We start from the raw sequence: 23,347 nt of genomic DNA, 5'->3' as shown, positions 1-23,347 counted from the left end.
GGCCTTAGCTTATTCGACCCCGGTGGCTGTCCAGACGACCGGAACCACCGCAAACCGGATTGCAGCCGTGCAACTGTTGGCGAGCAGCCTCGGCCAACGTGGTGATGGCGTTCAGCGGCTGGTTCAATTCATGTGCGATGCCGGCGACGGTCTGATGCGCCACCTGGAGGGCCAGCGTCCGCTCCATCTCTTCCCGATGCTGCCGCACCAGCGCTTCGGCGTGCTTGCGCGGCGTCGCGTCGCGCATCGTGACATGGACGGCGCGGCGCCCCTGGTATTCAATGGCCGCCGAAACGCCGTCGACGGGCAATGGCGTCCCATCGCAGCAACTGATCTCGACCTCAGCAACGGGATTCACCCCTCCCGGCTCGAGGGCACGCCCTATCCGCCCTCGCAGCAGTGGGTGCGACCGCGGGCTGGTCAGGGACCAGACATCTCGGAGGCTGTGAATTTTTCAGTTCTGCGCCACGATTGACGCAACCGAGCCCTTGACGCCACCCTGGGCCGGAGTATGCAAAATGCATGAATTGGCGAGCTGCTTGCCCGCGATTGACCGGTTTTCGGTGACTTTTTCCCGATTATCCCGCCACTTGCGGTACGACGGACGTGCCTGTCCCTATGCCGACGAGTTGGGGTGCGAGGCTGACAGCGCGCATGAGGTTGTGCGCCAGGGCGAACAGCAGCGCGACCCCTTTGACACGCTTCAGACCACGAACCTGGAGTCGATTCAAGCCACGGTTGCGCGCCAGAGCATTCACGCACTCGGCAGTCGCTGCGCGATCCCGGTAGAGCAGCTTGGCGGCATCGCTGCCCATTCGCTCCCGCCACTTGGCCACCGCCGGGCTGTCCTTCGGCTTCGCTTGGTGAACATTCGTTTCGGGGTTCTTGGCCTTGGGCACAGGCGCATAGACGGTCGTCGTTTCGGCCACGGCGTCAATCTGCCCGTGCCCCGGATAGCCGCCATCGACCAGCCAGTTCTCCGGACTTTGACCACAGCGCTCGCTGACCTGCTCAACCATCGGTGACATCTGCCCTTGATCGCTACCGGCGGTCACGACCTCGACGCCAATGATCACCTGGCTTTCGGTATCGCTGGCGTACTGAAAGTTGAACGCCGGGCGAAATCCTCCGTCGCCCATCTTCATGATCGTCGCGTCGGCGTCGGTCGTCGAACTACGGGCCTCCTCCGGGTCCTTGCCTTGCTGCTTCTTGATCGCCGCCAGCTCCGGTTGCCGGGCCAGGGCGGCTTCAATGCGCGCTTCCCGTTCGCTGACCGCACGCAGCCGTGCCGCTTGCTTGCGCGCGGTCTCGCCCGCCGGATCGTCTGCCAGTTGTGCTTTCAGCGTGGCGACCTGCTGGCGCGCCGCCTCCAGGCAGGCTTTCAACCGCTCCTCCCGCCGGAACGAGGCGGCCCCGGCGCTCGCCCGGACCCGCATCCCGTCCTGCGCGACTGTCTTCAGCTTGACGGCACCTGCCGCCATCAGGCTCGCCACGTTATCGGTCAGCAGGTCGTCCAGGGCATCGCCCTCTTGGCTGCGAAAGTCCGCCAAGGTGTGGTAATTGACTTGGACGCCACCACAGATCCACCGGTACGCCTCATGCGACTGCGTCAGTCGCGCGATCCCACGCGCATGGCCCACGCCTTCCAGGGTGGCGTAGAGCCACAAGGCGTACAGAATCTCCGGGGCGATCGCCGCTCGTCCCGCGCCGCCTTCCACCGCTTTGATTCCGGCGTATAGCCCTTCGAGGTTCTGCCGTTCGACGTAGCCCCAAACCAACCGTGCTCGATGCCCAGGTGGCAACAGCGACTCCAGATCGCTTGCCCGCAGTTCCAGTTGATTGCGGTTGGGCATCAGAACACGGGCCGCAGGCTTGGGCAGAGCGCTTCTCGCAGCGCCTTCGCCGCTTGGTCTGGCCGGCTGTGTCGGTTCGTCGGGGAACAAGGCTGCCGTCTGGGTCATGAGCAGGGCGCACTGTGAAAATGACCACGTCATTATACAGGACGCGCCAGGCTGACGGGCGGACTTGGCGGAATATTTTCACAGGCTCTCGGCCGAGCAGTTCCTGCTCGGAGGTCGCCCGAAACAGCCGGACACTGGCCGGGTTGGCCACGACGACACGCTGGTCGAGAAAGATCAGGATGGCATCGGGCGCCGATTCGACGACCGTGCGGTAACGCGCTTCGCTTTCCTGCAACGCCAGTTCGGCCTGCTTGCGGGCGGTGATATCCAGTAGCGTACCGGCGATCCGGATCGGCTGCCCCTGCGCATCGGTACTGAAGACCCGCCCGCGGTCATGCAGCCACACCCAGCTGCCATCCCTGTGACGCAGACGGTACTCGATGTCGACATTCCGCAGGTCGCCCGTGACAACGCGGTCGTAGTGCGACTGTATGCGCGGCAGGTCTTCCTGGTTGACACGATCCATCCAGGCCGCCACCGACATCGCGAGTTCCCCGGGGGCATACCCCAGCAGGGCCAGGTAACGGTCATTGACCTCGGTGCGGCCGCTCGGCAGGTGCGCATCGTAGGTGCCCAGGCTGGCACCGACCAGCGCCAGTTCAAGCTTTTCATGAGCTTCAGACAGTTGTGCCTCGATGCGCCTGCGGTCGGTGATGTCCTCGAAACAGGCGAACGCACCGACAAGCTTGCGTTCGACCCGCAACGGACTGGCATGGATCCGGAGCCAGCGCCGTTCTCTTCCGGCCCGTCTCGTTACGCCCATGATCACATCCCGGACCGGTACCCCCGTTTCCAGGCAGATCATCGCCGGGTGCTGCTTGCCGGGAAATGGGCTGCCATCGGCACGCACTGCCCGCCAGTCCAGATCCATGGCCGTCTCGCCGGTGATCTCGGCAAGGCTCAGCCCGAGAATTTCCGGCGCCGATTCGTTTGCGGCAACGACGCGGCCGGCCGGGTCATAGACGACAACCGCCTCCAGCAGGGAATCGAACAAGGCCGTGAGCAGGGCTTGATCCAGCACGTACGCAGTATTGGGCGAGCTTTTCACGAGGATGGAAGGGTCGGCGGATGAGCCGGAATTATGAGGGTATGTCGGCCCCCTGCACCACCGTAGCGACACGTAAACCCGCTGCAAACCAGCGGCGCCCGCGGGCAACGGCGCGGCATCGTGGCGGACGTCCTCAACCACCGCGTCATCGAGACATCCGTGCTGCACGCACTGCTTGCGCGCGACAACGAGCGCCGCGAGTTTCTGCACAGCGTTGGCGCGTCGGCGGCCTGGGCCGCGATCTCGTCCATCATCCCCTCCGGCGCCGTCGAAGCGATGGCCCAGGACAAGGGTTCACTGGCGACGAAGTGCCTCAGGACCGGCTTCATTCCCATCACGCACGCCAGTCCGCTGATCATGGCTGACCTGCTGGGCTTCTACGAGAAAGAAAGCGCCACTGCCTTTGTCATCCACAAGGAGCACGACGCATCGCGCATGCTCGCGCCCATGCCCGTGCTCCAGAAGGGCAGCAAGTGGAGTGACGTAGCCAGCAAGCGCGGCTTGCCAAAGGAATGGGTGACGGCCGGCTGCCTCGGCCAGATGACCTTCGACAAGAAGCACGCGACCACCATCGGCCAGCTCTTCAGCCTGGCTTCCGAGGCAGTGGCCCTGCTGCAGGTCGTGCCCTGCAAGGGCTCGCTGCCGACCACCGTGCCCACCGATCCGCTGATTCGCCGCTTCCATGAGCAGATCAGCGTCTATGGCACGACACTCATGGTGCTGTTTCGTGTGATGGACTGGCCTTGGGACCCATGGGTTTGCTATCCTCCGGCGCATGCCACGCTCGGCATCGTCGGCAGCCCCGGCGTGCCCTGTCACTCAAGTCCAATCCCCTGGGGACCTGCCATGAGAATCCTGCATACCATGCTGCGTGTCGGCGATCTCGATCGATCGATCGCCTTCTACACCGAAGTCCTCGGCATGCGCGAGTTGCGCCGCCAGGACTATCCCGGCGGGCGCTTCACCCTCGCCTTCGTCGGCTACGGGCCCGAGTCGGAGGGGGCCGTGCTCGAACTGACGCACAACTGGGATACCGCTGCGTACGAGATCGGCAACGGCTTTGGCCATGTGGCGATCGCGGTCGACGATGCCTATGCTGCCTGCGAGCGAATCCGGGCGCGTGGCGGCAAGGTCGTTCGCGAGGCTGGGCCGATGAAGCACGGCACGACGGTGATCGCGTTCGTCGAGGATCCCGATGGCTACCGCATCGAGCTGATCCAGAAAAAGGGCTGAGTTCGTGGGCTTCCCGGCCTTCTTCGCTCAGGTGCCATCGATCGTCCTGCGCGATCGCCTCGCCGACTTCCTCGGCGCCGCTGCCGGCGGGCTGATCGAGTACGGCTATGCCGATGCCGTCCGCCTTGCCGGTCACTCGTGCCCGACCGTGGCCGGCAGCTACCTGCTGAGCCATCGTGCCCTGCGCGCCCTGCACGGCGATGAGACACCACTGCGCGGCGAGATCGCCGTCGACTTCCGCGCGGCGGCCGACGCCGGGGTCAGCGGCGTCATGGCGACGGTCGTCGGACTGCTCACCGGCGCCGCCGGGGCCGGTGGCTTCAAGGGGCTGGCCGGTCGCTTCGTGCGCCGCGACCTGCTGCGTTTCGCGCAGGATCTGCCAGGCGACATCCGCTTCCGACGCCTCGACAATGGGCGGAGCGTCACGGCAACGCGGCAACTCGCGCCGGTCCCCGCCGACCCCCGACTGCCATCGCTGCTGCAACGACTTCTTGCCGGCGACGACGACCCGGACACCCGCAGACTGTTCGCCAGCCTGTGGCAGGATCGGGTCCGCCGCATCCTCGTCGATCATTTCGACGATCCGCGACTGGTGGTTCTGGCCTAGGGGCGAATTTTCCTGCAGAATCACGCTCCGGGCGATTCGCCATCGGCGCCCGGCCAACCCTGGCAGCCACCTCGGCGGCTGCCAGGCGCCGGGTGGGGACCACGACGCTCGCCGACCACTCTCGTTCGCAACCGGATTCCGACTGACGTGACCCACCGCCACCCTGCATCGCTCGCTCGTCTCCTGCCCCGACTGCTGGCCCTGTTGGTCTTCCTTTGCGGCAACCAGATGGCAGCACATGCGGGCCTCGCGATCGCGCTCAACTCGGCCGATGGGACGCTCAGCCTGATCGACACCGACAGCTACAAGGTCACCGGCAAGATCAACGTCTGCAAGGAGCCGCACCACCTGATGCCGACCCCTGACGACAAATCGCTGATCGTCGCCTGCGCGGCATCAAACCAGCTCGTCTTCTACGACCCGCTGACCGGCCAGGAGCAGCGACGCGTGCGCGACATTTCGGACCCCTACCAGATCGGCTTTTCGCCGAACCGCAAGTGGTTCGTCGCCACCTCGCTGCGCCTCGATCGCGTCGACATCTACGACGCTGCCGACTTCCGCCTGATCGCCCGCCTGCCGGCGCCGAAGACGCCGTCGCACATGGCCTTCGACGATGCCAGCCAGTTCGTCTTCGTCACCCTGCAGGACTCGAACGAGGTGATGGCGATCAGCCTGCCGACGCAGAAGGTCGCCTGGGTGATGCCGGTCGCGCCGACGCCGGCGGGTATCGTCATGTCACCGGACAATCGCCACCTGCTGGTCGCCAGCATGGGCGAAGGGGTGGTCGAGGTGATCGAATGGCGCGCCCGCAGGAGCGTACGCAAGATCCCCACGGCGACCGCGGCGCACAACCTGCAGCCGAAGGGCGATGGCCGCCATTTCTACGTTTCCAACCGGACGATCGACGGCAGCATCTCGCTGCTCGACACGCAGACGATGAGCGTCGTCGAGAAGTACGACGTCCCCGGCGGCCCCGATGACATGATGGTCCGCGCCGATGGCAAGGAGCTGTGGGCGACCGCCCGCTTCGCGCGCAAGGTGCAGGTCGTAGATCTGGTGAGCAAGCAGCTGAAGCTGTCGATCCCGGTCGGCAGTTCGCCGCACGGGGTCTTCTTCCTCAACCACGCCGGGCTCAGGTAAGCATGCCGAGGTTTCATCGGGCACTCGCCCTGGTGCTCGGGCTGGCGACGGCGGGCGCGGAAGCCGGCGGAACCGGCACGCCACCGCTGGGCTGCAAGGGGACACTGTATCTCACCTTCGACACCGGCAACATGCGCCATGCAGACCTGATCGCCGACACCCTGGCACGACACGGGGTCAAGGCGACCTTCTTCCTCGCGCAGGAAAGGACCACTCGCGGCGACAGCGCCCTCGACCCCAGCTGGGCCCCCTACTGGCGCGCGCGTGTCGCCGAAGGCCACGCCTTTGGCAGCCACACCTGGCGCCACGGCAGCTTTCGTGGCGACAGCGGCAGGCTGGTCCGCTACCGGCTGCAGGATGGCAGCAGCGAGACGATGGACGCTGCCGCCATCTGCGCCGAGCTGCAACGGCCCGACACCCGCTTCCAGGAACTCACCGGCCGCCGCCTCGACCCGCTCTGGCGGGCCCCCGGTGGCCGGACGACGCCGAACACGCTGGCGGCGGCACAGTCCTGCGGCTACCGCCATGTCGGCTGGGCGGCAGCCGGTTTCCTTGGCGACGAGCTGCCGTCGGAGACGCACCCCAATTCGATCTTGCTGCAGCGCGCGCTCGAGCGCCTCCGCGATGGCGACATCGTCATGGCCCACCTCGGCATCTGGTCGCGCAAGGACCCCTTCGCGCCGATGATCGAGCCGCTGATCGCCGGCCTGAAGGCGAAGGGCTTCTGTTTTGCCACGCAGCGCGGGCAGACATGATCGATTCACTGACCGAGTCCTTCGTCTTCCTGCAGGGCTGGTTGCTCGATCATGTGGTGCAACCGCCGCTGCTTGCGCTCGGAATGGGCAGCCACCTCGAAATGGCTTTCGACGGCATCCAGTTCTTCCTCGCCGGGGTGTTGCAGATCGGCTTCGCCTACCTGCTGCTGCGGCCGATCGAGGCATGGCGGCCGGTCGAGGTCTGGCCTGACCGCCGTGCAGTCCGCGTCGATGTACTCTACTCGCTGCTCGACCGGCTGGGAATCGTTCCGCTGGCGGTGTTCGCACTGCTGGCGCCGGTCTTCGCATTCATCGATGGCTGGTTGCGCCTGCACGACATCATACCGCCACAAATCGAGGACATCTTCCCCGCCCTCGACACGAGGCCTCTGCTCGCCTTCCTGGTGTACCTGCTGCTCCTCGATTTCGCCGAATACTGGCGCCACCGGCTGTCGCACATCCTGCGCTGGTGGTGGGCGCTGCACGCCATCCACCACAGCCAGCGGCGGATGACCCTGTGGACGGACAGCCGCAACCATCTGCTCGAGGACCTGATCGGAGGCTTCTGGTTCGCCAGCGTCGCGCTGCTCGTCGGTGTGCCGCCAGGACAGTTCATCGGCCTGCTGCTGGTCGTCAAGACGGTCGAGAACCTCGCCCACGTCAATGCGCGTCTCTCTTTCGGACGCTTCGGCGAACGGCTGCTGGTCAGCCCGCGCTACCACCGCTGGCATCACGCGCTGCACCTGCCGCCGGGCCGTCGCTACCGCCACGGCTGCAACTTCGCCGTCCTGCTGCCGATCTGGGACCAGCTCTTCGGCACCCAGTACCACGGACAGGATTTGCCGCCCTGCGGTCTTGCCGGCGGCCCGCTGCCGCCTGGAGCCGAGCGCAGCGGCTTCTGGCGACAGCAATGGGAGGGGCTGCAGGCCTTCGCCGCTGCCTTGCGGCCACGCGGCCATGACGCGGGCGAGCGACAGCCGGAAGGCTCGCATGCTGGCTGATGCGCGCGCCTTCGCGTTGCGCGCGCACGACGGCCAGATGTACGGCGCGCGCCCGTACTCCTGGCACCTCGAAGCAGTCGCCGAACTGCTCGCACCGTACGGCGCGCAGGCGCAGGTCATCGCTTATCTGCACGACATCGTCGAGGACACGGCAGTCAGCGACGACGAAGTCAACGCCCGTTTCGGACCCTTCGTCGGCGAATGCGTCGGCCTGCTGACCGACGGCCCCGGCGCCACCCGTGCCGAGCGCAAGGCGCAGACCTACGCCCGGCTGGCGGCCGTCAGTGGCCCGTCGGAACTGGCACTGGTGGTCAAGGCAGCCGACCGCCTGGCCAACGTCAGGAGCTGCATCGCCGACCGCCGGCAGCGTCTCTGGGAGATCTACCGCCACGAGCATCGTGCCTTCCGTGCCGCGGCGTACCGCCCCGGCCTCTGCGAACCCCTGTGGTGCGAACTCGACAGGCTGCTGGCGCCGGATGACATTGCGGCGGCCACCGATGGCTGATTCCCGCGCCCGGTCGCACACGCGGCTGCCGACGCCGTGCGCCACGGCGACGCCAGGCGGACCGAACGCAAACCCGCTGCGCCAAGCGGCGGGGCCGATGACGGTGCGTGTGCGGCGCGCAGTGATCGCCGTCTGCCTGCTGCTCGCGGCCTGCACGCCAGGGCCCGAGAAGGCAGGGGAACTCACCCGCGTGTCGATGCAGGAGTATTTTCGCTACGATCCGCAGTTCAAGGGTCAGGGCATCGAGGTTCTCGAGGTCCGCGTCACCGGCGGACAGGACAAGCAACTCGAGGGCGTGGCGACGATCCGCCACGCCGGCAAGAGCCACGAGGTGCCGGTGATCATCGTCCTCGACGGCGTCAACCTGGCATGGTTTGCCCAACCGGGCGGGCTCGCCTTCCTGGCGCGCAAGCCAGTCGACGCCGCCGCGGGAACACCGAAATAGGAGGCTCATGAGTCTTCTCCGAGAGTCCACCAGCCCGCACGGCCTGCTGCGGATCATCGTCCTCGTGACGCTCCTGGCCAGTGGCTGCGGCGAGCCTGAGCAGGCAACGACGGCCATGATCCCCGGCGAGAGGCAGCCGTTCTCCGGCAACTGGAGCCCGAACGGAACGCAACAGGTTCTCGATCTTGGAGCAGGACGGCGGGCGGGCGTCTTCCGGCTCAGCGGTTCGCTCATGCTGACCGGCAAACAGCGCCTGGCGCGTGCGTTCGGAGCCGAGGTCATTGGTTTCTCGGATACCGCCAGCGGCCTGCTCGCCCGCAGCGTGTGGACCGACGAGCATGGCGACCGCGTGTTCAGCGAGCTACGCGGAGAAGGGATCGGTCCGGGACGGCGAATCGAAGGCAGCATCATCGGTGGCACCGGTCGCTATGCGGGCATACGAGGCGAGTACCGTTTCGACTGGCAGCGCCTTAGCCCGGTCGAAGGCGACGAACTTGCGGGCCGCGTCGTCGGGCTGCAGGGCTGGGCGCAGGTCGACCGGTCCGAAGCCGTATCTCCGGTCAAAACGGGAGAAGGCAAATGAGCACATCCGGTTTCGCAAGCGCAAGAAACCTCAAGCTGGCGGCCGTCCTGCTCGTCTTCTGTGGTCTCTGGTTCATGCCGGTGCCCGAGGGACTGACGCGCGACGCGTGGCGACTTTTTGCGATCTTCGCGGCCGCCATTCTCTCGGTGGTACTCAATGCACTGCCGCTCCTCACATCCGCCCTGCTGGCCTGCGCGCTGGTCGTCCTGACCGGCACACTGCCACCGGCGAAGGCCTATGGCTCCTTCGCCAACTCCACCGTCCTCCTGGTCGTAACGGCTTTCCTGGTATCGCAATCGGTGGTCAAGAGCGGCCTCGGCAAACGGATCAGCCTGTTGGTCGTGTCGCTATTCGGGAAATCGACACTCGGCCTGGCGTACAGTATCTTCATCACCGATACACTGATCTCGCCCGGCTTTCCGAGCAACACGGCGCGCGGCGGCGTCCTTTTCCCGGTCATCCTGGCGCTCGCCCAGAACAGTGGTTCGACACCCGACGACGACAGCAAGCGGCGCCTCGGCGGCTACCTGATGTTCTGCGGTATGGCCAGCCTGGCGATCACTTCGGCGCTGTGGTTCACGGCCACATCGGGCAACCCGATCGGCGCCGGGCTGGCCGCCGAGCACGGGCTGCAGGTAAGCTTTGGCTCCTGGCTCCTCGCATCCTGTGTACCATCGCTGCTGGTCATTGCCCTGCTGCCGCTGCTGCTGTACCGGCTCTTCCCCCCAGGGATCACCGACACTCCGCATGCTCCGGAACACGCACGACGCGAGTTGCGGACGATGGGAGCGATGTCGGTGCACGAGCAGATCACGGCGGTGACCTTCGCCGTCATGATCACCGGCTGGGTGCTGGCAGCCCCCTATGAGCTCAACCTGACGGCGATCGCGCTTGCCGGCCTGGCAACACTGCTGATCAGCGGCGTCCTGACGCTCGACGACATGCAACAACAGGGGGGCACGCTGGTCACCTTCATCTGGCTGGCGGTGCTGTTCGGCATCAGCGGACAACTCAACGAGATGGGCTTCATGGGTTACGTCGGAGAACGACTGGCGATGGCGCTCGAAGGCATCTCCTGGCCGCTGGCCTACGTCTCGCTGCTCGTCATCTACGTCCTGCTGCACTACATGTTCGTCAGTCAGAACGCGCAGGTGCTGGCGCTCCTCGGCGTCTTTCTCGACGTTGGCGTGAAATCGGGTGTGCCGGTTGCCCTGATGGCCTACGCGCTGCTGTTCGCCAGCAGCTACTTCTCGGTCATCACGCCACAGGGAGGGAGCCAGAACATCATCTTTGTCGCCAGTGGCTATCTCAAGCAGGGAGAACTCTACCGCCTGGGACTGCTGACGACGACTTTCTGCCTGCTGGTGTTTCTGGTTGTCGGCACCCCGTGGATACTCTGGGTCGGCTGACCGACAAAGGCCAACCGAACCCTCCACGGTCTGCGCAGGCAGGCGGTCGAACCGGTCTCCGGCATCATCGAACCGCTACAGGGTCTTCAGCAGTTCTCCCTGCGCAGATTGAACCAGATCACCGGCGAGTGGACCGCTGCTCTGGTTACCGTAGAGCTCGAGGCGCATGGCGGCATCGCGTCCTCAGTCCCAATGAACGACGGAACAACCCGCGAAACGGCAGGGAAATCGCGAAACCGAGGTCCATTCATGCCGCATCGTGACACCGGAAGGTTTTCCCGATCTGAAGTCCGATGGGCAGCTAGGACCATGAGTGGCTGACAGGCGCGACGCCCACCGAACGGGCCCACTCCGCACAAACGCCAACTGCTTCCTGGACGCACGGAACCAGCTCTCGCCGCGCAGTTGCGGACAGCCGGGACCACAAGCCGTGGGCAAGAATGACTCGGTTCGCTGGCGCCATCGCTGGCAGGACCACGGCAGGGGGCTGCCAACTCGCCTCGGTGACCGACGCGTCGCCGGCGTGGGGAACGAAGCGCCTCACCCTGGCGACGCGGAAGGGAAGCACAAGCGTATGCCGCACAACGCCTCTGGCAAGATAACGCGTGGTCGGCGGTGGGAAGAGGTCGATGGGTATCAGCGGCGTCTCGCAGGACAACAGCAGCCCTGTTTCGCGCTCGCACCGAGAAGAGAGGGAGCCGGCAATCGCGTCCCGCAGAGCTTCAGTGGCCGTGCGCCAACGAATCATCCCTCCGGGCAGCGCATACAAGTTGCTGAACTCGTACCCAGGGCGCACAGACTTGCGCACCACGAGGATGTCACCGGTGAACTCATCCACACACAAGGCCACCGCACCCAGCCCAACACCGCTGCCAATCTGGAAAAATCCGTCACCCCCCGCGCGCACGTGAGCAATCCAGGAGTGCCTCTGGTCGGCGAGCCACGTCCCCCAGTCTTCAATCACGGCACTTCCCATAAACGCCGCTCCCTCATGTCCGTCGAGTGTGTCGTGGTTCCCGTCCGCTGGAGCCATACTCCAGTCGGAGGAACTTGCGACTCTGCCAGTCGGTTATGATAGCCTGCCCTGGGATGGTCGACGGGCATATCTCCGGAAATGCGGCAGTTCTCGGGCGTAGCTGGCGCGGAGAGTAGCCGAAGCCGCGCCGTCACGGTCCTTCCCTCTCCCCCGAGACGACACCCATGATCGCAACACGACCTCTTCGCGTCCTCCTTGCCCATCCAGGAATCGATGAGACCGGAGCGCGACGAGAGTTTCCACCCTGGGGCGTCATTTTCGTGGGTCAGGCCCTGGCGCGGAGCGGACACGTCGTACAGGTGGTCGATTGGAATGGCGAGCCGGCGCTCGAAACCGCTCTCGACCGCCAAGTCATCGATTTCCGGCCGGACATCCTTGGCGTGACCGGAAAATGGGGCCGCGCAGCCCGCCGAGCCGAGCGACTGTTTCGTCACGCGGCAGCGCACCATCCGGCCGTTCGTCGTGTACTCGGCGGCCCACTGGCGGCCACCTTGCCGGCGAACGCGACCATTGCAGCGCTGGTAAACGCGGTCCTGCCCGGCGATGGGGAAACGACGCTGTTGCGCTGGATGGCGGCCGGGATGCCGAACCTCAGGGACGCCTCACCAGCGCAGGACGCTGATCTGGGTGCCTGCTGCCTCGACCCGGCACCTCTGTTTGACTTGCGGCCCTACGTCCGTCCGGCGGAACGATCCGACCTCGACGTACCAACCCTTTTCGTCTCAGGTTCCCGGGGATGCGTCGCGCGATGCTCCTTTTGCTACACCCTTGCGCATGCACCATCCGGCCTGCGCGAGATGCCAGCGCCGCTTCTGGCCCACGGCCTCCGCGGCCTGTACCAGCGCTACGGCGTCACCGGATTCTACTTCGTCGACGACGGACTCGTCAGCCGTGCCCGATGGCGCCGGGACTTCTGCCAGGAACTCCGGGCCCTCGACGTCCCCCTGCTGTGGGGTGTCGATCTGCGCACCGCCGAGGCCACTTCGGCGACCCTTGGAGAACTCTGGCAGGGTGGCTGCCGAGCCCTCTACATGGGCTTCGAGACAGCCGACGACGCCGCGCACCGCGGCATGCTGCGCAAGGGTCCGACCGCAGGGGGCGTCGGCGGGGCGCTGCAGCGGGCGATGGCGATGGGGTTTCGCGTGCGTGCGTCGGTCGTCATCGGCTGGCCGGGCGAGAGCCGGACAGCGATCGAACGAACGCTGGCGGCCGTGCAGGCGCAGCCTGGACTCCTGGTCGACGCCTTCCGCTATAATCCTCTTCCCAACACGCCTTTGGCAGCGGCAAGCGCACCGCAGTTCGGACCGCAGCACGTCTACACGGAGTACGGGGCGGACGCACCCAACCTCTCGGATTGTTCCGACGCGTACATCCAGTCTGCCTGGGAACGACTGCTGGCCCTGGCGAACGCGCGGAACGCCGTCGCCGCAACGACGCTGACTTGATCCAACCGGAGCCGGCCGATGACCCTTGCCGCTGAGGCAGCAGAGAAGCTGTGGAACGAGATCCTGGCACCGCCTGCGAGTGATCCGGCGTCGGCTGCCGCGGTGTTCGTCACGCTGCATGAATTTGTCCTGGAACATGAAGCGGCGATGCTCAATGCGTGGGCCGCAATGGGGACGACCTCACTGGGGACGTACGCAAGGGACAAGAAGGAACTGCTCAGCCTGCTCCTGGATGAGTGGCGCGCTGCGGCCGCGGGCGCAACGCCCTTTTCGCCTGATGTCACCGCAATCCTCAAAGAGCCGTACTCCTGCCAGCTGCGGCTCTTGATGCTGCTCGAAGCGCTCGAAGACGCACTCTCGACCACCTGGGGATGGGCCGTGGCAGAAACGGGACCGTGGAGTCCCGCGAAATGGCAGCGACCGACGGTCCGCAAGGCGCGTTCGCTGCACGGAACGGACTACCAGATCTGTCCGCGGCATCCCCCCATCCCGCCGACTGGCCATTCGCTCGAGGACGTTCAGTGGTTGACCATGCTGTCGATTCTGCCGCTGTCGCTCGATGGTGCCCGATTGCAGGTGCACAGCTTATGGTTTGCGCCACCCGGCAACCGCGACGAGCATTCCGGAGTGCAGCCGGCTGTGAGGATTGGCGTCTGGCCGATTGGCCGTGAGCTCGCCATGTGTGGGCAATACACCGGGAAGCTGCCGAGCCCCCATCGCGGCAGCGACGACACGTATGGCGTGTATCGCATCAAGCCTCCCGACGATCTGACGAGCGCCGCTCGGCAAGCCCAGGCGGAGACCGTCCTGGAAGCCTGCGCGCGCAACCGAATCGATGTCGTGCTGATCCCCGAGTTGACCAGCAGTGCGGGCTTCGTCAAGTGGTTTCAGGAGTTGCTCGGCAAGCACTGGGACGCCAAGAAGAGCAACTCGGCGGAAGGTTTTCCCTGGCTCGTCGTCTGTGGCAGCTATCATGACGATCAAACTGATCCGGCAGATAAGTCGGCAGTTGAATCGAAAGCCGCTGCTGATCCTCCGTCGTTCCGCAACCGCTGCGTCGTGTTGACCGGCGATGGATGCGAAGCCAAGATCACGCCAAACGAATCCACGAATCCGGCTCTGGGCTGGAGGAAGTGGCTGGTAGACAAGCGACATCAGTTCAAGCTGCGGCGGCAGGAGAAGGGTCCGACAGGACACTACTCGCAATTCGGTCTGGACCATCATGCGGTCAGCGTGGAGCCTTCCCGCGTCGCAGAGGAGATTCTGGTCGTCGATACGCCGATCGGGCGCGTCTGGGTAACCATCTGTCTTGATTTTCTCAAGACCGCAGGGCGCAGCGCGCTGCCACGCTATGCCGGTCTGGCCGACTGGATCCTGGTGCCGGCCGCGAGCACAAGCACAAGAGAGTTCCAGTGGCGTGCGAAGGACTTCGCCAACACTTCCGGGACTACCTCGATAATGGCGAACGCCTGCTGGCTGATCGAGCAGTTCAGTGCCTGGGACGCTGCGCGTGCCGGGCTGGCGTCTTCCTCGCGTTCGCCAGACGGGAAGCCACGAGTGAAATGGAAGCGCGCCAATGGGCCGAGCAGCCCGGTTGACGGCGCCGTCGTACCGCCACTGACGCCGGAGGTCTGCTCGAGTCTGAGCACAGCGGAAGATCGGGAGCAGCCGGCGGACGTGGAAAAGTGCGCGAAGAAAGGGGCACCTTGCTGCGAGGTCTGCCGGGAATGTCTGTGGATCGCAGAAGTCGCCTGCCCGGACTGGAGTTGAGCGGAACCGTAACGAACGCGACCGCGAGAGAACCGTTCGCTCGTCACTACACGCCCAATTCACTTCGTTCACAGGTGTGGCACTCCCGCGACGTTGTCTTCGCTGTCCGGATGCCGTCCGTAGCCCTCTTGAGCGCGATGCGTATGTGTAGCGTGTACTATCCGTGTAGTTTCGAGGTAAACTTTACTGATTGCCGGGAGCGTCTCGCCGAGACGCGGCAGCCCATGGCGCATGCGATGTAGACGGTGACCGCCAGCGACCAGCGCGGTAGCGGCGGGCCCACCGACCAGCCAGGGTCAGGAGGATTACAGTGAACCAGGGAAATCCGGACGAGGAATTTGAAGAGCGGTTGCGCCAGGTGCGCGCACAGACGGCAGACACGCTCTCTTCGCCGACGGAACAGAAGTTGGGCCAGCTCGATGAGGACCTTCGGACCATGCTCGCCAAGGCGTTGGTGGATTCGCAGCGCAACGCCGTGAAGAGGACACGCGACGCGCTCAACAGGGCCGCTCATGAGGCTTTCCGGCACGGCGACGGCCCACGGGAGAGATGGACCTTGGCGGACTGGGGACATGCTTGGGCGTGGGGCGTGCTGTTGGCTGAAGCAGGGCTTAGGAGCGAACCTGGCGGCAACGTCGGAGAACTCCTGGCCTTCGTCAGGGCAGATGACAAACGCCCGGGTTACCTGCTTGCGTTCCTCAACGAAACCGGAGATCCGGTTCCCCGAAGGCTGTCCGAGATCGCCGCGCGTGTCGGGGAAACCGGCAGCACGCGCTCAGAGGGGCCCAGCGAAGACGATGCGCGAGGGTCGACGAACGACGATGACACGCAGCCGAAACTGAACGCGGTTTTCAACCGCCTCCAGACCCTGACAGCCTATCGGCTCGTCAAACGAGCCGGCCCCAGCGCTGGTCTCTACGAGCTGACGCGCTGGGGCTACAAGACGGCGCGTGCTCTGCAGGCCGAGGATCTGGAGAAAGCCGTTTCGTCGATCGCGGACTGCAGTTTGCTCAGCTTCCTTGCCTGGTTCGGTGACGCGGCGACGGCAACCACACTACTCGAAGGTGCAGCCATTCGCGAAAAGCTGCGGTCCGAGCCTCGTGTCGAGCAACCCGACCGCTTCAGTGAGCAGTTGGTGTTTGCTCTCAGTTCTCCGCCGATTCGCCGGGTCGACAGTCAGGAGGATCGATACGAGCTGACGGCGTCGGGGAGGAAAATCGCCGTTGAGGTAAGCGAGTGGCTGGCAGCTAACCGTTCACCCCCGGGTGGCCAGACTGCTAGTGGTAAGGCTTCAGCCAACGGGCTGCCGGACAACGTTACGTCAATTGAGGCGTATCTGGCCGCCAAGGGCAAAAAAAAAGAGAGTGGCAGCGGATCCGGGGAGAACTGGATGCACAAGGGCAATCCGGCGCAACAGAAGGATAGCGTAGGCGGCCCTGGTTAGATGTTTATCGTCTCCTTCTACTCCTACAAAGGTGGCGTCGGGAGGACGGCGACGCTACTGAACACGGCTTGGTTCATGGCGCTGCGTGGTCGGCGTATCGCTCTGCTCGATCTGGATCTCGAGGCTCCTGGGCTGTCTTTTGCAAACCTGCGTGATCCGGCGAGTCCACCATCGACTGAATCGCACCAACGGCGGATGGGTTTCTGCGAGCTGGCGACCTATTATCAGGAACGTAAGGACGTTCCGCCGAACTGGAACCAGCAGTATCTCCGAGAGGGGCTGGGACCCGGGGGACGCATCGCACTCCTGGCAGCCGGCAACCACACCGACGAGAGCTACGAGTCGCAACTGCACACGTTTTCCTGGTACGACTTCTACATCAGGCATGAGGGCGACCGGTTCATGGTCAATCTGGCCGCCGATCTGGCTTATCTGGGCTACGAATACCTCTTCATCGACGCGCGGACCGGACTGACCGATGTCGCATTCATCAGCACCGTTCATATGCCCGATCTCGTCGTCCTGCTGACCAATCTGGCGCAACAGTCGATCGAAGGCATCGCCGGCCGCATCAGATCCATCGAAAAATGCAACCGCGATTGCGCCCGGGACGGATCGACAAAGCGCAAACCGGGGTACGAAAAAACGCCGATCGAGATCGTCGTTGCCGCTTCGCCAATGCCGCGCGGCGAGTGGAGCTTGCGCAACGAGCGGGTCGCAGCCGTGCGCGCGAAGTTGGGCCGACCCGTCGACGTCGAGATCGATTATCTGGATCTGTTGGCAGTCGGTGAAGCAGACCAGATTCTGCTTCGTCGCATGAACAGCGACGATCCGACTGGCGACGCCTTTCTCGCCAGCGTGACACGGCCGTATCAGCAGCTTGCTGGCGAGATCGCCAGGCGCAATCCGGAATCGCCCGAGAATCTGATCGAAAGCGGCAGAAGGTTGTGGGAAATGGGACTGTGGCGGGTGTCGAAGGCCCATTACGACGAAGCGCGCGAAAGGATCGAGCAACTCGCCAAGCGAATCCCGCAAGCAGACGGACCTGCGAACCAGAACCCGACGCGGCAGGATCTGACGTGGCAGGAGGCGCGTCTGGGATGGCTGCTTGCCGACCTCGACGCGCTCGACCCCGACGCTACTGCCGAAAAGCTCAACGACATCGACAACACCAACACCACAAGCAAACCGATCCGAATCGAGCAGGCTCGTCTGGGGCTGGCGCTGGCATTCCGTTACATCCTGCTGAACAGGTTTCCCGACTCGGCCAAAGCCGCCAATGAAGCCCGGCATGGGCTCGAGGCCCTCTCCAGTGAATACGACAACGACGCGCGGATTCGGGATCTTCTGGCGCTGGCCAACCTGCGCGAAGGCTATGCCTGGATGCTGTCGAACCGGTGGGAAGATGCCGCGCGGCGGACTGCTAAGGCCTGCGACCTCTATCGCAGGCTGGCGGCGCGACCGCTTCTGCTCTCCCTCACTCAGTGCCAGATGGCGCGAATCGATCTCGCGCGGGGCACGGAACTCGACGGGATCGAGGCGACACTGGCGGATGCCGAACGCTGTATTCAAGGATCGTCGGATCAGCCGTCACCGTCAGCCCCTTTCGCACGAATCCTCAGCCAGCATGTCGCGGCTGACTTCCATCACGCCATGGGGCTTCTGCGGTACGAGCAGGGGCAGGGAGTCCCGGCCGGGGAATGCATCAAGATAGCCTTGGAACTTTTCCGCGAGGACAAGGATCGCGTCGGAGAATCCGATCTGGATGTGCTGCAGTCTTCCCTGTTCGTGATTGACGACCGCGAGCCAGACGACTGGCGGGAGCGGATCGGGCATGCAATCGAATTGCGCATCCCGGCAACGGCGTTCCGGCTGGCCCTCGCCAGATGGAGCGGATTTCTCGCGACACATGCCTGGACCAAAGGGGACGTTGACCGCATTGCTGGCGAACTATCCAAGGCACTGAGTCCATTGAGCGACTACTGGGACGGATCCCTGGAAAGAAGTCAGGAGTTCCTGGACGCCGGTCTCAAGGACACGAACGCTCTTGTTCAGACGTGGCGTTTCGACCCGGCACTGCCGGCGCTGATCGCTCTGGAACATGTACGGCTCTTGCTGAGCTGCTCGGACGATCGTGACGATCGTGGCGGCCTGGACAGAGCGCAAGGCATCTGGCAGCAGGTCTGCACGTATCGGGATCGTGCTGCACGCGTCGAAGCGCCTTCTCCTCCTGACCTCGATCCGGAATTGCGTCACCCGCTACTACTGCTCGAGGGTATCCTGGCGGTGGCACGGGGCTCAGGTGATGACGCGGAACGGAAGCGCCTGAGTAAACGTTTGAGTGACGAGGCGGACAGTCGTCAGCAGGCCGGATACAGTCTGCGGGCTGCACAGTTGCGCCTGGTCCTGGCGCTGCTCGATGCAGGAACGCATGCTCCGGCGCTGCTGAGATCGCTTTCCGAACTCCCCGGCGGCTCCGTCAGGGAACCGGATCAACCGCTCGACGGCGCCGTCCCGACGAACCCTGGCCTGGCGAGTTGGCCGTGGACCTTGCCGGTGGCTTTTGTCGCCCACAGCAGCAACCCCCACCTGAAGGCCGCCTGGCAAGCGCTTGGCCAATTGAACGTGCCTCTGTGGTCACCGCGGCGCCAAGGCACGAATGCGTCTTGAGCTGCCGGGCGCACGGGTCGAGAGCAGTTCCGACGGGCAGACCTTCCTGTTCGAGGAGCGTTACGGCTTTGTCTATCTGCTCGACGCGGCCGGTGCCTTGCTGGTCGAGCAGCTGCTGTCGGCGGAACAGTCGCTGGCGTCGCTGATGGCTGCCGTCGCCGACAGCTTCGACGTACCACCGGGCACCGATGTGGCTGGTGATGTGGAAGCCTTCCTGACGCGTCTGCGCGACTACGGACTCCTGGTATGAGCGCGAACGCCGGTGCGCGTGATGCGGTGCTGGTGACTGGTCTGCATGCGGTCGACAACCCGTCTCCGGGCGTTTCCGTCGCCCGCTGCCTGCGACACGAAGGCGTGCGCGTGATCGGCCTGTGCTACGAGCCCACCGACACGGGCGCCTACGTCGATGGTCTGTTCGACCGGGTATACCGCATGCCGCGCATCGAAGCCGACCCGCAAGCGTACCTGCAACGCCTGCACGCGGTCGCTGCAGCGACGGGCGCCGGGGCGTTGCTGCCGACACTCGATCCGGAGGTTGCATTTCTTGCCGGGCAGGAGCGTTGGCTCGAGCAGCATGGCCTGCGCGCCCTGCTGCCAACACCATCGGCGGCCGCACAGGCTGCCAAGTGGGCAATCGCTGAGCCGGGCCGGACAGCCGGTTTCCGCGTGCCGACGCTACGAACAGCCCGGACGCTCGACGAAGCGCTGCGCGCTGCAGAGTTCATCGGCTTCCCGGTGATGGTCAAGGGCGCTTTCTACGAAGCCCACAGGGCAGAGCAAGCGGATGAGATTCCAGCGCTGTTCCGGGCTCTGGCAGGCCGTTGGGGCCTGCCCGTGTTGGTACAGGCGCAGGCAATTGGAGCGGAGATCGTCGCCGCCTGCCTCTGTGACCGGCCCGGACGCTTGCGGCGCTGGATCGCCATGCGCAAGTTCGGCATGAACGAGCAAGGAACAACATGGTGTGGCGTGACCTTCCGCAACGATTCCTTTTTCACGGCCTGTGAGCGCCTGCTGGAAATTCTGCAATGGTCCGGGCCATGCGAGGTCGAGGCGAAGATTGATGAGACCAGCGGAATGCTGACCTTGCTGGAACTCAACACACGTTTCCCATCGTGGATTGGCATCGCGACGGAGGTTGGCAGCAACCTACCCTTCGATCTCATCCGGCTTCTCCGGGGAGAGCCTCTCGACGTTGACCCGGGCTTTCGCACCGGACTCGTGATGGTACGGCAACACCATGACCGGACGATTCCGTTGTCGCGCTTCGTGGACGTCGCCGTTGGAGGGGTGTTGAGTGTCTGACATCAGGCGACCGTATTCGGCGCCGTCGATCGAGCGCATCGCGCCCTTTTTCGCGACTTCGTCGGCCAAGATGCCCGGCTTCCTTCCCAGCCCCGAACCAGCCGACGAGGGGAAGCCGCCCGCCCGGCTTGACAGCGCGCGGGCAGAGGAGTGGCGCGAGACCGGCGGCGCCTCCTGATGCACCCTTGGCAATCGGCATTCGACCGGCTTGATGCGCGCACCGCCCGAGACCTCGCGCAGGACTTCGGCACCCCCTTCATCCTGATTGATGAGGCGTCGCTGGACTCTCGGCGGCGCCTGGTCGAAGAGGCGACGGCAGGGGCCCGGCTGTTTCTGCCTTACAAGGCCAGCCCCCTCAGCCATGTCCGGCGCTATTTCGCAGCCGCGCGGCTGGGCGCTGAAGTGGCTTCGGGCAGGGAACTCGCAGCGGCGACGGCGCACGGAATCGCCGCCGACTCGCTGATCCTGAATCAGCCGGCGCGGGATGCAACGACCTTTCGCGGCGCCATCGCGCTGGGAGCAACCGTCGTCGCTGACGGCGTCGCCGACATACGCTCTGTCGCTGCCGTTGCCTCGAGGCAGCGCCCGGCCCGCGTGCTGTTGCGCGTGCGTCCGGGGCAAGCGGGCGGAGCGGGCTGGAGCCGTTTCGGCATGCCCGTGGAGGGTGCGGAGTTTGCTGCAGCGTTGGCGCTGGCTGCCGAATCGCCGTCCCTCGAGGTCGTCGGGCTGCACTGCCACCTGGGAACGAACATCTCAGCCGCCGCAAGCTATGGTCAGGCGGCCGGTCAGTTGGCGGAACGCTGGCGCGACATCGAGCGGGTTCTTGGCCGGCGCCTGGAGGTGCTTGATTTTGGCGGTGGCTTCGCCACGCCTACTTCCTGCCCGCTGCACCAGTCGCCCGGCCAGTGGCGTCCGGACGGTCCCGGTTCCATCGTTGCCGAAATACGCAACGCGCTGGCAACGACTCGACTGCTGCATCGCGTCGAGTTGTGGCTGGAACCGGGGCGGATCCTCGTCGAGGATTCGGCGGTGCTGGTCACTCGCGTTGTCCATGTACGCGAAGGCGCGGTCGGACGCCAGGTCACCTGCGACAGCGGTGTACATCAGGTTCCTACGGCGAATTGGCTGCGACACCCGGTGGCACGCGTCGGCAAATGCGACGAAGCGTTGAATGGCCTTCGCTCAACCCTCCTGTGCGGCGCGCTGTGCATGGAAACAGACATCATCCGGGCGGATTGCGCCTTGCCGGCCGACCTGGCCGTGGGTGACCTGCTCAAGATCGGTGCGGTGGGGTGCTACGATTTGGCACTGGCATTTGAGTTCATTCACGGGCACTGCCCCGTACTGCTCCAACAACGGGACGGTGACTTGGTTTGCTTGCGGCGCCGCCAGCCTGGCGACGACTCTCAACGCCTTTCCGGGATGCGGTGCGCACCTACGTCTTGAGCGCGGTCCCGACGGCGTCACGCCCGTGGGTCGAGTCCCTGCTCGAAGGCGCTGACGATGCCAGTCTGTTGCGCTTTGTCCAGTGGCACGGCGCCGATTCCCTGAGGGCGATGTTCGCCCGGCTGCCGCCTTGGGCCCCGCCGGACTGGCGTACCTTCATCGATCATTGCCTTCCGGACTGGGTGCCGGTCGTGCAACGGGTGACCACCTATCTCCCGCCCGATTCCTTCGAACGCCACCGTGACTTGGCCTGGGACATTGCAGCAGGGGCATCCTCACCAGAGGAAGCGGCGTATCGAGTTTTCTGGTGGGTCGGAGGTACCGTCGCATGGTCTCCCGAGTGGGGCACCGCGACCCCTCTCGAGATCATCGCCCGCCGCCGGGGAAGCTCGCTGCATATCGCCCAAGTAGTCACGGCGCTGTGTCGGGCTCTGTTCATCCCGGCACGGTTGGTAGAAGAGGTGGCGCTGATCCCGCCCGTCTGGCACGCGCAGGCGAAGCAGGTCTGGCGGCAGGCGCCGCCGATGCTGTGCCGATGGCTGGGTATCCGGAGCTTCTATCACCCGACGTGCGAGGTACGGGTTGCAGCGCATTGGCAGCCAGTCGACGCACAGCGAGCCCAGTTTGGTCGCCATGAGGTGCAGCAGCATCTGCGCGTGCCGGACCTTCTTAAGCTGACTATCAACACGTGGCAGGACTACGGTCGCCGTATCAGCAGAACTCCGATCTATACCACCGGCCCCTTGCTCGGCAACCGGTGCAACGCGTCATCGCTGACGTTCAGGCACGATCTCGCACTGATCGGGAAACTCGCGGCGGGGCAAACGGAGAACGCTGGCGTCGCGCTTGACGGCGTCTCCGACTTGCTTGACCGGATTCAGGCTCAGGCCGTCGATCTCTGGTTGCGCCGACCAAGTTCGCGCGCATTCGCATTGATCGCCAACGAGCGGACCACCAGAAGCGCGCTGCTCCACCTTCGCGCCGTCGCTCCAGCGCCATTGGCGACCGAGCCCCGTGCGCCTGGCTTCGCAGCGCCGGCACGGACCACTCTGTTGCTCTTGGGAGATGCCGTGACTGAGGTGCTTGCTGCCGGCAACCGCGAGCTTCTGGCGGCTGGTGGCCACCTGTTGGCTCTCTACGAGAGCTGGGGAGCCGGTGAGCGCGCCATCAGGCGCGTTCTGTCGGAGTTTGGAGGTGATCTGGCCGACTGGAGTGCGCGACCTGGCGACCCTCAGACCGTGTGGCAGGTGCGCGGTACCGGGTGCCTGGCGCGACACGCGCCGTGGACACTGGCGCTCGACCTCCGACTGGTCCGTCTGCTGCGACCACCGGCCGCAGCAGACGGGGCAATCGTGATCACCGAGAGCAACGAGCCGCACTCCCCCCGCATCGTGTGTGCAACGCTGCGTGTTGGCCAGGGACGGCTGACATTCGCGCCAATCAGCCTCGCTTCCCTTGCAGACCCCTACAGTGTCGCGCAGGTAGCAGGCTGCCACCGCCGCCTGCTCGGAGCCTTGGTGCAACTGCGGGAACCCTAGTGCCGTGAT

Annotated in this window: 19 protein-coding genes and 2 pseudogenes; 18 read left to right on the top strand and 3 right to left on the bottom strand. The window is 65.1% G+C overall.

What is annotated here, in order from left to right; all coding sequences use genetic code 11:
- Positions 1-4: 4 nt before the first annotated feature.
- The 3 genes and pseudogenes from NFW30_RS02530 to NFW30_RS02520 all read right to left on the bottom strand — a co-directional run.
- On the bottom strand, positions 5-451 hold the full coding sequence (locus NFW30_RS02530; protein WP_295349794.1) for a PAS domain S-box protein: 447 nt from the start codon (positions 449-451) through the stop codon (positions 5-7).
- Between the two features lie 127 nt (positions 452-578).
- On the bottom strand, positions 579-1,961 hold the full coding sequence (locus NFW30_RS02525) for an IS1182 family transposase (RefSeq protein ID WP_295349793.1): 1,383 nt from the start codon (positions 1,959-1,961) through the stop codon (positions 579-581).
- A 67-nt stretch (positions 1,962-2,028) separates the two neighbouring features.
- Positions 2,029-2,982, bottom strand: a pseudogene (locus tag NFW30_RS02520) (PAS domain S-box protein); the annotation flags it as partial.
- Positions 2,983-3,285: 303 nt separating this feature from the next.
- Here NFW30_RS02520 and NFW30_RS20015 point away from each other — a divergent pair.
- From NFW30_RS20015 to NFW30_RS02435, 18 genes and pseudogenes are all read left to right on the top strand, one after another.
- Positions 3,286-3,624 (top strand): annotated as a pseudogene (locus tag NFW30_RS20015) (hypothetical protein); the annotation flags it as partial.
- A gap of 231 nt (positions 3,625-3,855) precedes the next feature.
- Entirely contained in the window at positions 3,856-4,242 is a 387-nt protein-coding gene (gloA, locus tag NFW30_RS02515; protein WP_295349792.1) for a lactoylglutathione lyase, read from the top strand.
- Positions 4,243-4,246: 4 nt separating this feature from the next.
- Positions 4,247-4,849 carry a hypothetical protein gene (locus NFW30_RS02510; protein ID WP_295349789.1) on the top strand — a complete coding sequence of 201 codons (603 nt, stop codon included), beginning with the start codon at positions 4,247-4,249 and terminating at the stop codon, positions 4,847-4,849.
- Between the two features lie 228 nt (positions 4,850-5,077).
- The gene (locus NFW30_RS02505; RefSeq protein ID WP_295349791.1) at positions 5,078-5,989 is read left to right on the top strand and encodes a beta-propeller fold lactonase family protein; all 912 of its coding nucleotides are present in this window, start codon (positions 5,078-5,080) and stop codon (positions 5,987-5,989) included.
- A 2-nt stretch (positions 5,990-5,991) separates the two neighbouring features.
- Complete coding sequence (locus tag NFW30_RS02500) at positions 5,992-6,744, top strand: polysaccharide deacetylase family protein (protein WP_295349788.1); 753 nt, start codon at positions 5,992-5,994, stop codon at positions 6,742-6,744.
- Positions 6,741-7,745, top strand: a complete 1,005-nt coding sequence (locus NFW30_RS02495; protein WP_295349787.1) for a sterol desaturase family protein — start codon at positions 6,741-6,743, stop codon at positions 7,743-7,745. The genes NFW30_RS02500 and NFW30_RS02495 overlap by 4 nt, the downstream gene beginning before the upstream one ends.
- The gene (locus tag NFW30_RS02490) at positions 7,735-8,250 is read left to right on the top strand and encodes an HD domain-containing protein (RefSeq protein ID WP_295349786.1); all 516 of its coding nucleotides are present in this window, start codon (positions 7,735-7,737) and stop codon (positions 8,248-8,250) included. The genes NFW30_RS02495 and NFW30_RS02490 overlap by 11 nt, the downstream gene beginning before the upstream one ends.
- Before the next feature lie 97 nt (positions 8,251-8,347).
- Positions 8,348-8,695, top strand: a complete 348-nt coding sequence (locus tag NFW30_RS02485; RefSeq protein ID WP_295349785.1) for a hypothetical protein — start codon at positions 8,348-8,350, stop codon at positions 8,693-8,695.
- A gap of 7 nt (positions 8,696-8,702) precedes the next feature.
- Complete coding sequence (locus tag NFW30_RS02480; RefSeq protein ID WP_295349784.1) at positions 8,703-9,278, top strand: hypothetical protein; 576 nt, start codon at positions 8,703-8,705, stop codon at positions 9,276-9,278.
- Entirely contained in the window at positions 9,275-10,687 is a 1,413-nt protein-coding gene (locus NFW30_RS02475; protein WP_295349783.1) for a DASS family sodium-coupled anion symporter, read from the top strand. Before NFW30_RS02480 ends, NFW30_RS02475 begins: the two co-directional genes overlap by 4 nt.
- 1,200 nt (positions 10,688-11,887) lie before the next feature.
- Positions 11,888-13,168: a cobalamin-dependent protein gene (locus NFW30_RS02470; RefSeq protein ID WP_295349782.1), complete on the top strand. Its 1,281-nt coding sequence runs from the start codon at positions 11,888-11,890 to the stop codon at positions 13,166-13,168.
- 18 nt (positions 13,169-13,186) lie between these two features.
- Positions 13,187-14,938 carry a hypothetical protein gene (locus NFW30_RS02465; protein ID WP_295349781.1) on the top strand — a complete coding sequence of 584 codons (1,752 nt, stop codon included), beginning with the start codon at positions 13,187-13,189 and terminating at the stop codon, positions 14,936-14,938.
- 310 nt (positions 14,939-15,248) lie between these two features.
- The gene (locus NFW30_RS02460) at positions 15,249-16,382 is read left to right on the top strand and encodes a hypothetical protein (RefSeq protein ID WP_295349779.1); all 1,134 of its coding nucleotides are present in this window, start codon (positions 15,249-15,251) and stop codon (positions 16,380-16,382) included.
- Entirely contained in the window at positions 16,383-19,052 is a 2,670-nt protein-coding gene (locus NFW30_RS02455; RefSeq protein WP_295349778.1) for a hypothetical protein, read from the top strand. It abuts the gene before it with no gap.
- Positions 19,042-19,302, top strand: a complete 261-nt coding sequence (locus NFW30_RS02450; protein ID WP_295349777.1) for an HPr-rel-A system PqqD family peptide chaperone — start codon at positions 19,042-19,044, stop codon at positions 19,300-19,302. Before NFW30_RS02455 ends, NFW30_RS02450 begins: the two co-directional genes overlap by 11 nt.
- A gap of 110 nt (positions 19,303-19,412) precedes the next feature.
- A complete protein-coding gene (locus tag NFW30_RS02445) occupies positions 19,413-20,354 on the top strand; it encodes an ATP-grasp domain-containing protein (protein ID WP_295349776.1) in 942 nt (313 codons plus the stop codon).
- A gap of 150 nt (positions 20,355-20,504) precedes the next feature.
- Complete coding sequence (locus tag NFW30_RS02440) at positions 20,505-21,800, top strand: alanine racemase (protein WP_295349775.1); 1,296 nt, start codon at positions 20,505-20,507, stop codon at positions 21,798-21,800.
- 110 nt (positions 21,801-21,910) lie between these two features.
- Positions 21,911-23,338, top strand: coding sequence for a transglutaminase-like domain-containing protein (locus NFW30_RS02435; RefSeq protein ID WP_295349774.1), 1,428 nt, complete (start codon positions 21,911-21,913; stop codon positions 23,336-23,338).
- Positions 23,339-23,347: the final 9 nt, after the last annotated feature.

The organism is Accumulibacter sp. (assembly GCF_023806635.1).
Lineage (GTDB): Bacteria > Pseudomonadota > Gammaproteobacteria > Burkholderiales > Rhodocyclaceae > Accumulibacter.
Note: the sequence above shows the minus strand (reverse complement) of the source record. Positions and strands in the feature narration are given on the sequence as shown.

What these genes read in the sequence shown, in the direction of transcription:
- NFW30_RS02525 (WP_295349793.1), bottom strand. Translation starts at nt 1,961, where the DNA reads ATGACCCAGACGGCAGCCTTGTTCCCCGACGAACCGACACAGCCGGCC.
- NFW30_RS02435 (WP_295349774.1), top strand. Translation starts at nt 21,911, where the DNA reads ATGTTCGCCCGGCTGCCGCCTTGGGCCCCGCCGGACTGGCGTACCTTC.
- NFW30_RS02495 (WP_295349787.1), top strand. Translation starts at nt 6,741, where the DNA reads ATGATCGATTCACTGACCGAGTCCTTCGTCTTCCTGCAGGGCTGGTTG.
- NFW30_RS02455 (WP_295349778.1), top strand. Translation starts at nt 16,383, where the DNA reads ATGTTTATCGTCTCCTTCTACTCCTACAAAGGTGGCGTCGGGAGGACG.
- NFW30_RS02465 (WP_295349781.1), top strand. Translation starts at nt 13,187, where the DNA reads ATGACCCTTGCCGCTGAGGCAGCAGAGAAGCTGTGGAACGAGATCCTG.
- NFW30_RS02475 (WP_295349783.1), top strand. Translation starts at nt 9,275, where the DNA reads ATGAGCACATCCGGTTTCGCAAGCGCAAGAAACCTCAAGCTGGCGGCC.
- NFW30_RS02470 (WP_295349782.1), top strand. Translation starts at nt 11,888, where the DNA reads ATGATCGCAACACGACCTCTTCGCGTCCTCCTTGCCCATCCAGGAATC.
- NFW30_RS02485 (WP_295349785.1), top strand. Translation starts at nt 8,348, where the DNA reads ATGACGGTGCGTGTGCGGCGCGCAGTGATCGCCGTCTGCCTGCTGCTC.
- NFW30_RS02500 (WP_295349788.1), top strand. Translation starts at nt 5,992, where the DNA reads ATGCCGAGGTTTCATCGGGCACTCGCCCTGGTGCTCGGGCTGGCGACG.
- gloA (WP_295349792.1), top strand. Translation starts at nt 3,856, where the DNA reads ATGAGAATCCTGCATACCATGCTGCGTGTCGGCGATCTCGATCGATCG.
- NFW30_RS02505 (WP_295349791.1), top strand. Translation starts at nt 5,078, where the DNA reads ATGGCAGCACATGCGGGCCTCGCGATCGCGCTCAACTCGGCCGATGGG.
- NFW30_RS02480 (WP_295349784.1), top strand. Translation starts at nt 8,703, where the DNA reads ATGAGTCTTCTCCGAGAGTCCACCAGCCCGCACGGCCTGCTGCGGATC.
- NFW30_RS02490 (WP_295349786.1), top strand. Translation starts at nt 7,735, where the DNA reads ATGCTGGCTGATGCGCGCGCCTTCGCGTTGCGCGCGCACGACGGCCAG.
- NFW30_RS02450 (WP_295349777.1), top strand. Translation starts at nt 19,042, where the DNA reads ATGCGTCTTGAGCTGCCGGGCGCACGGGTCGAGAGCAGTTCCGACGGG.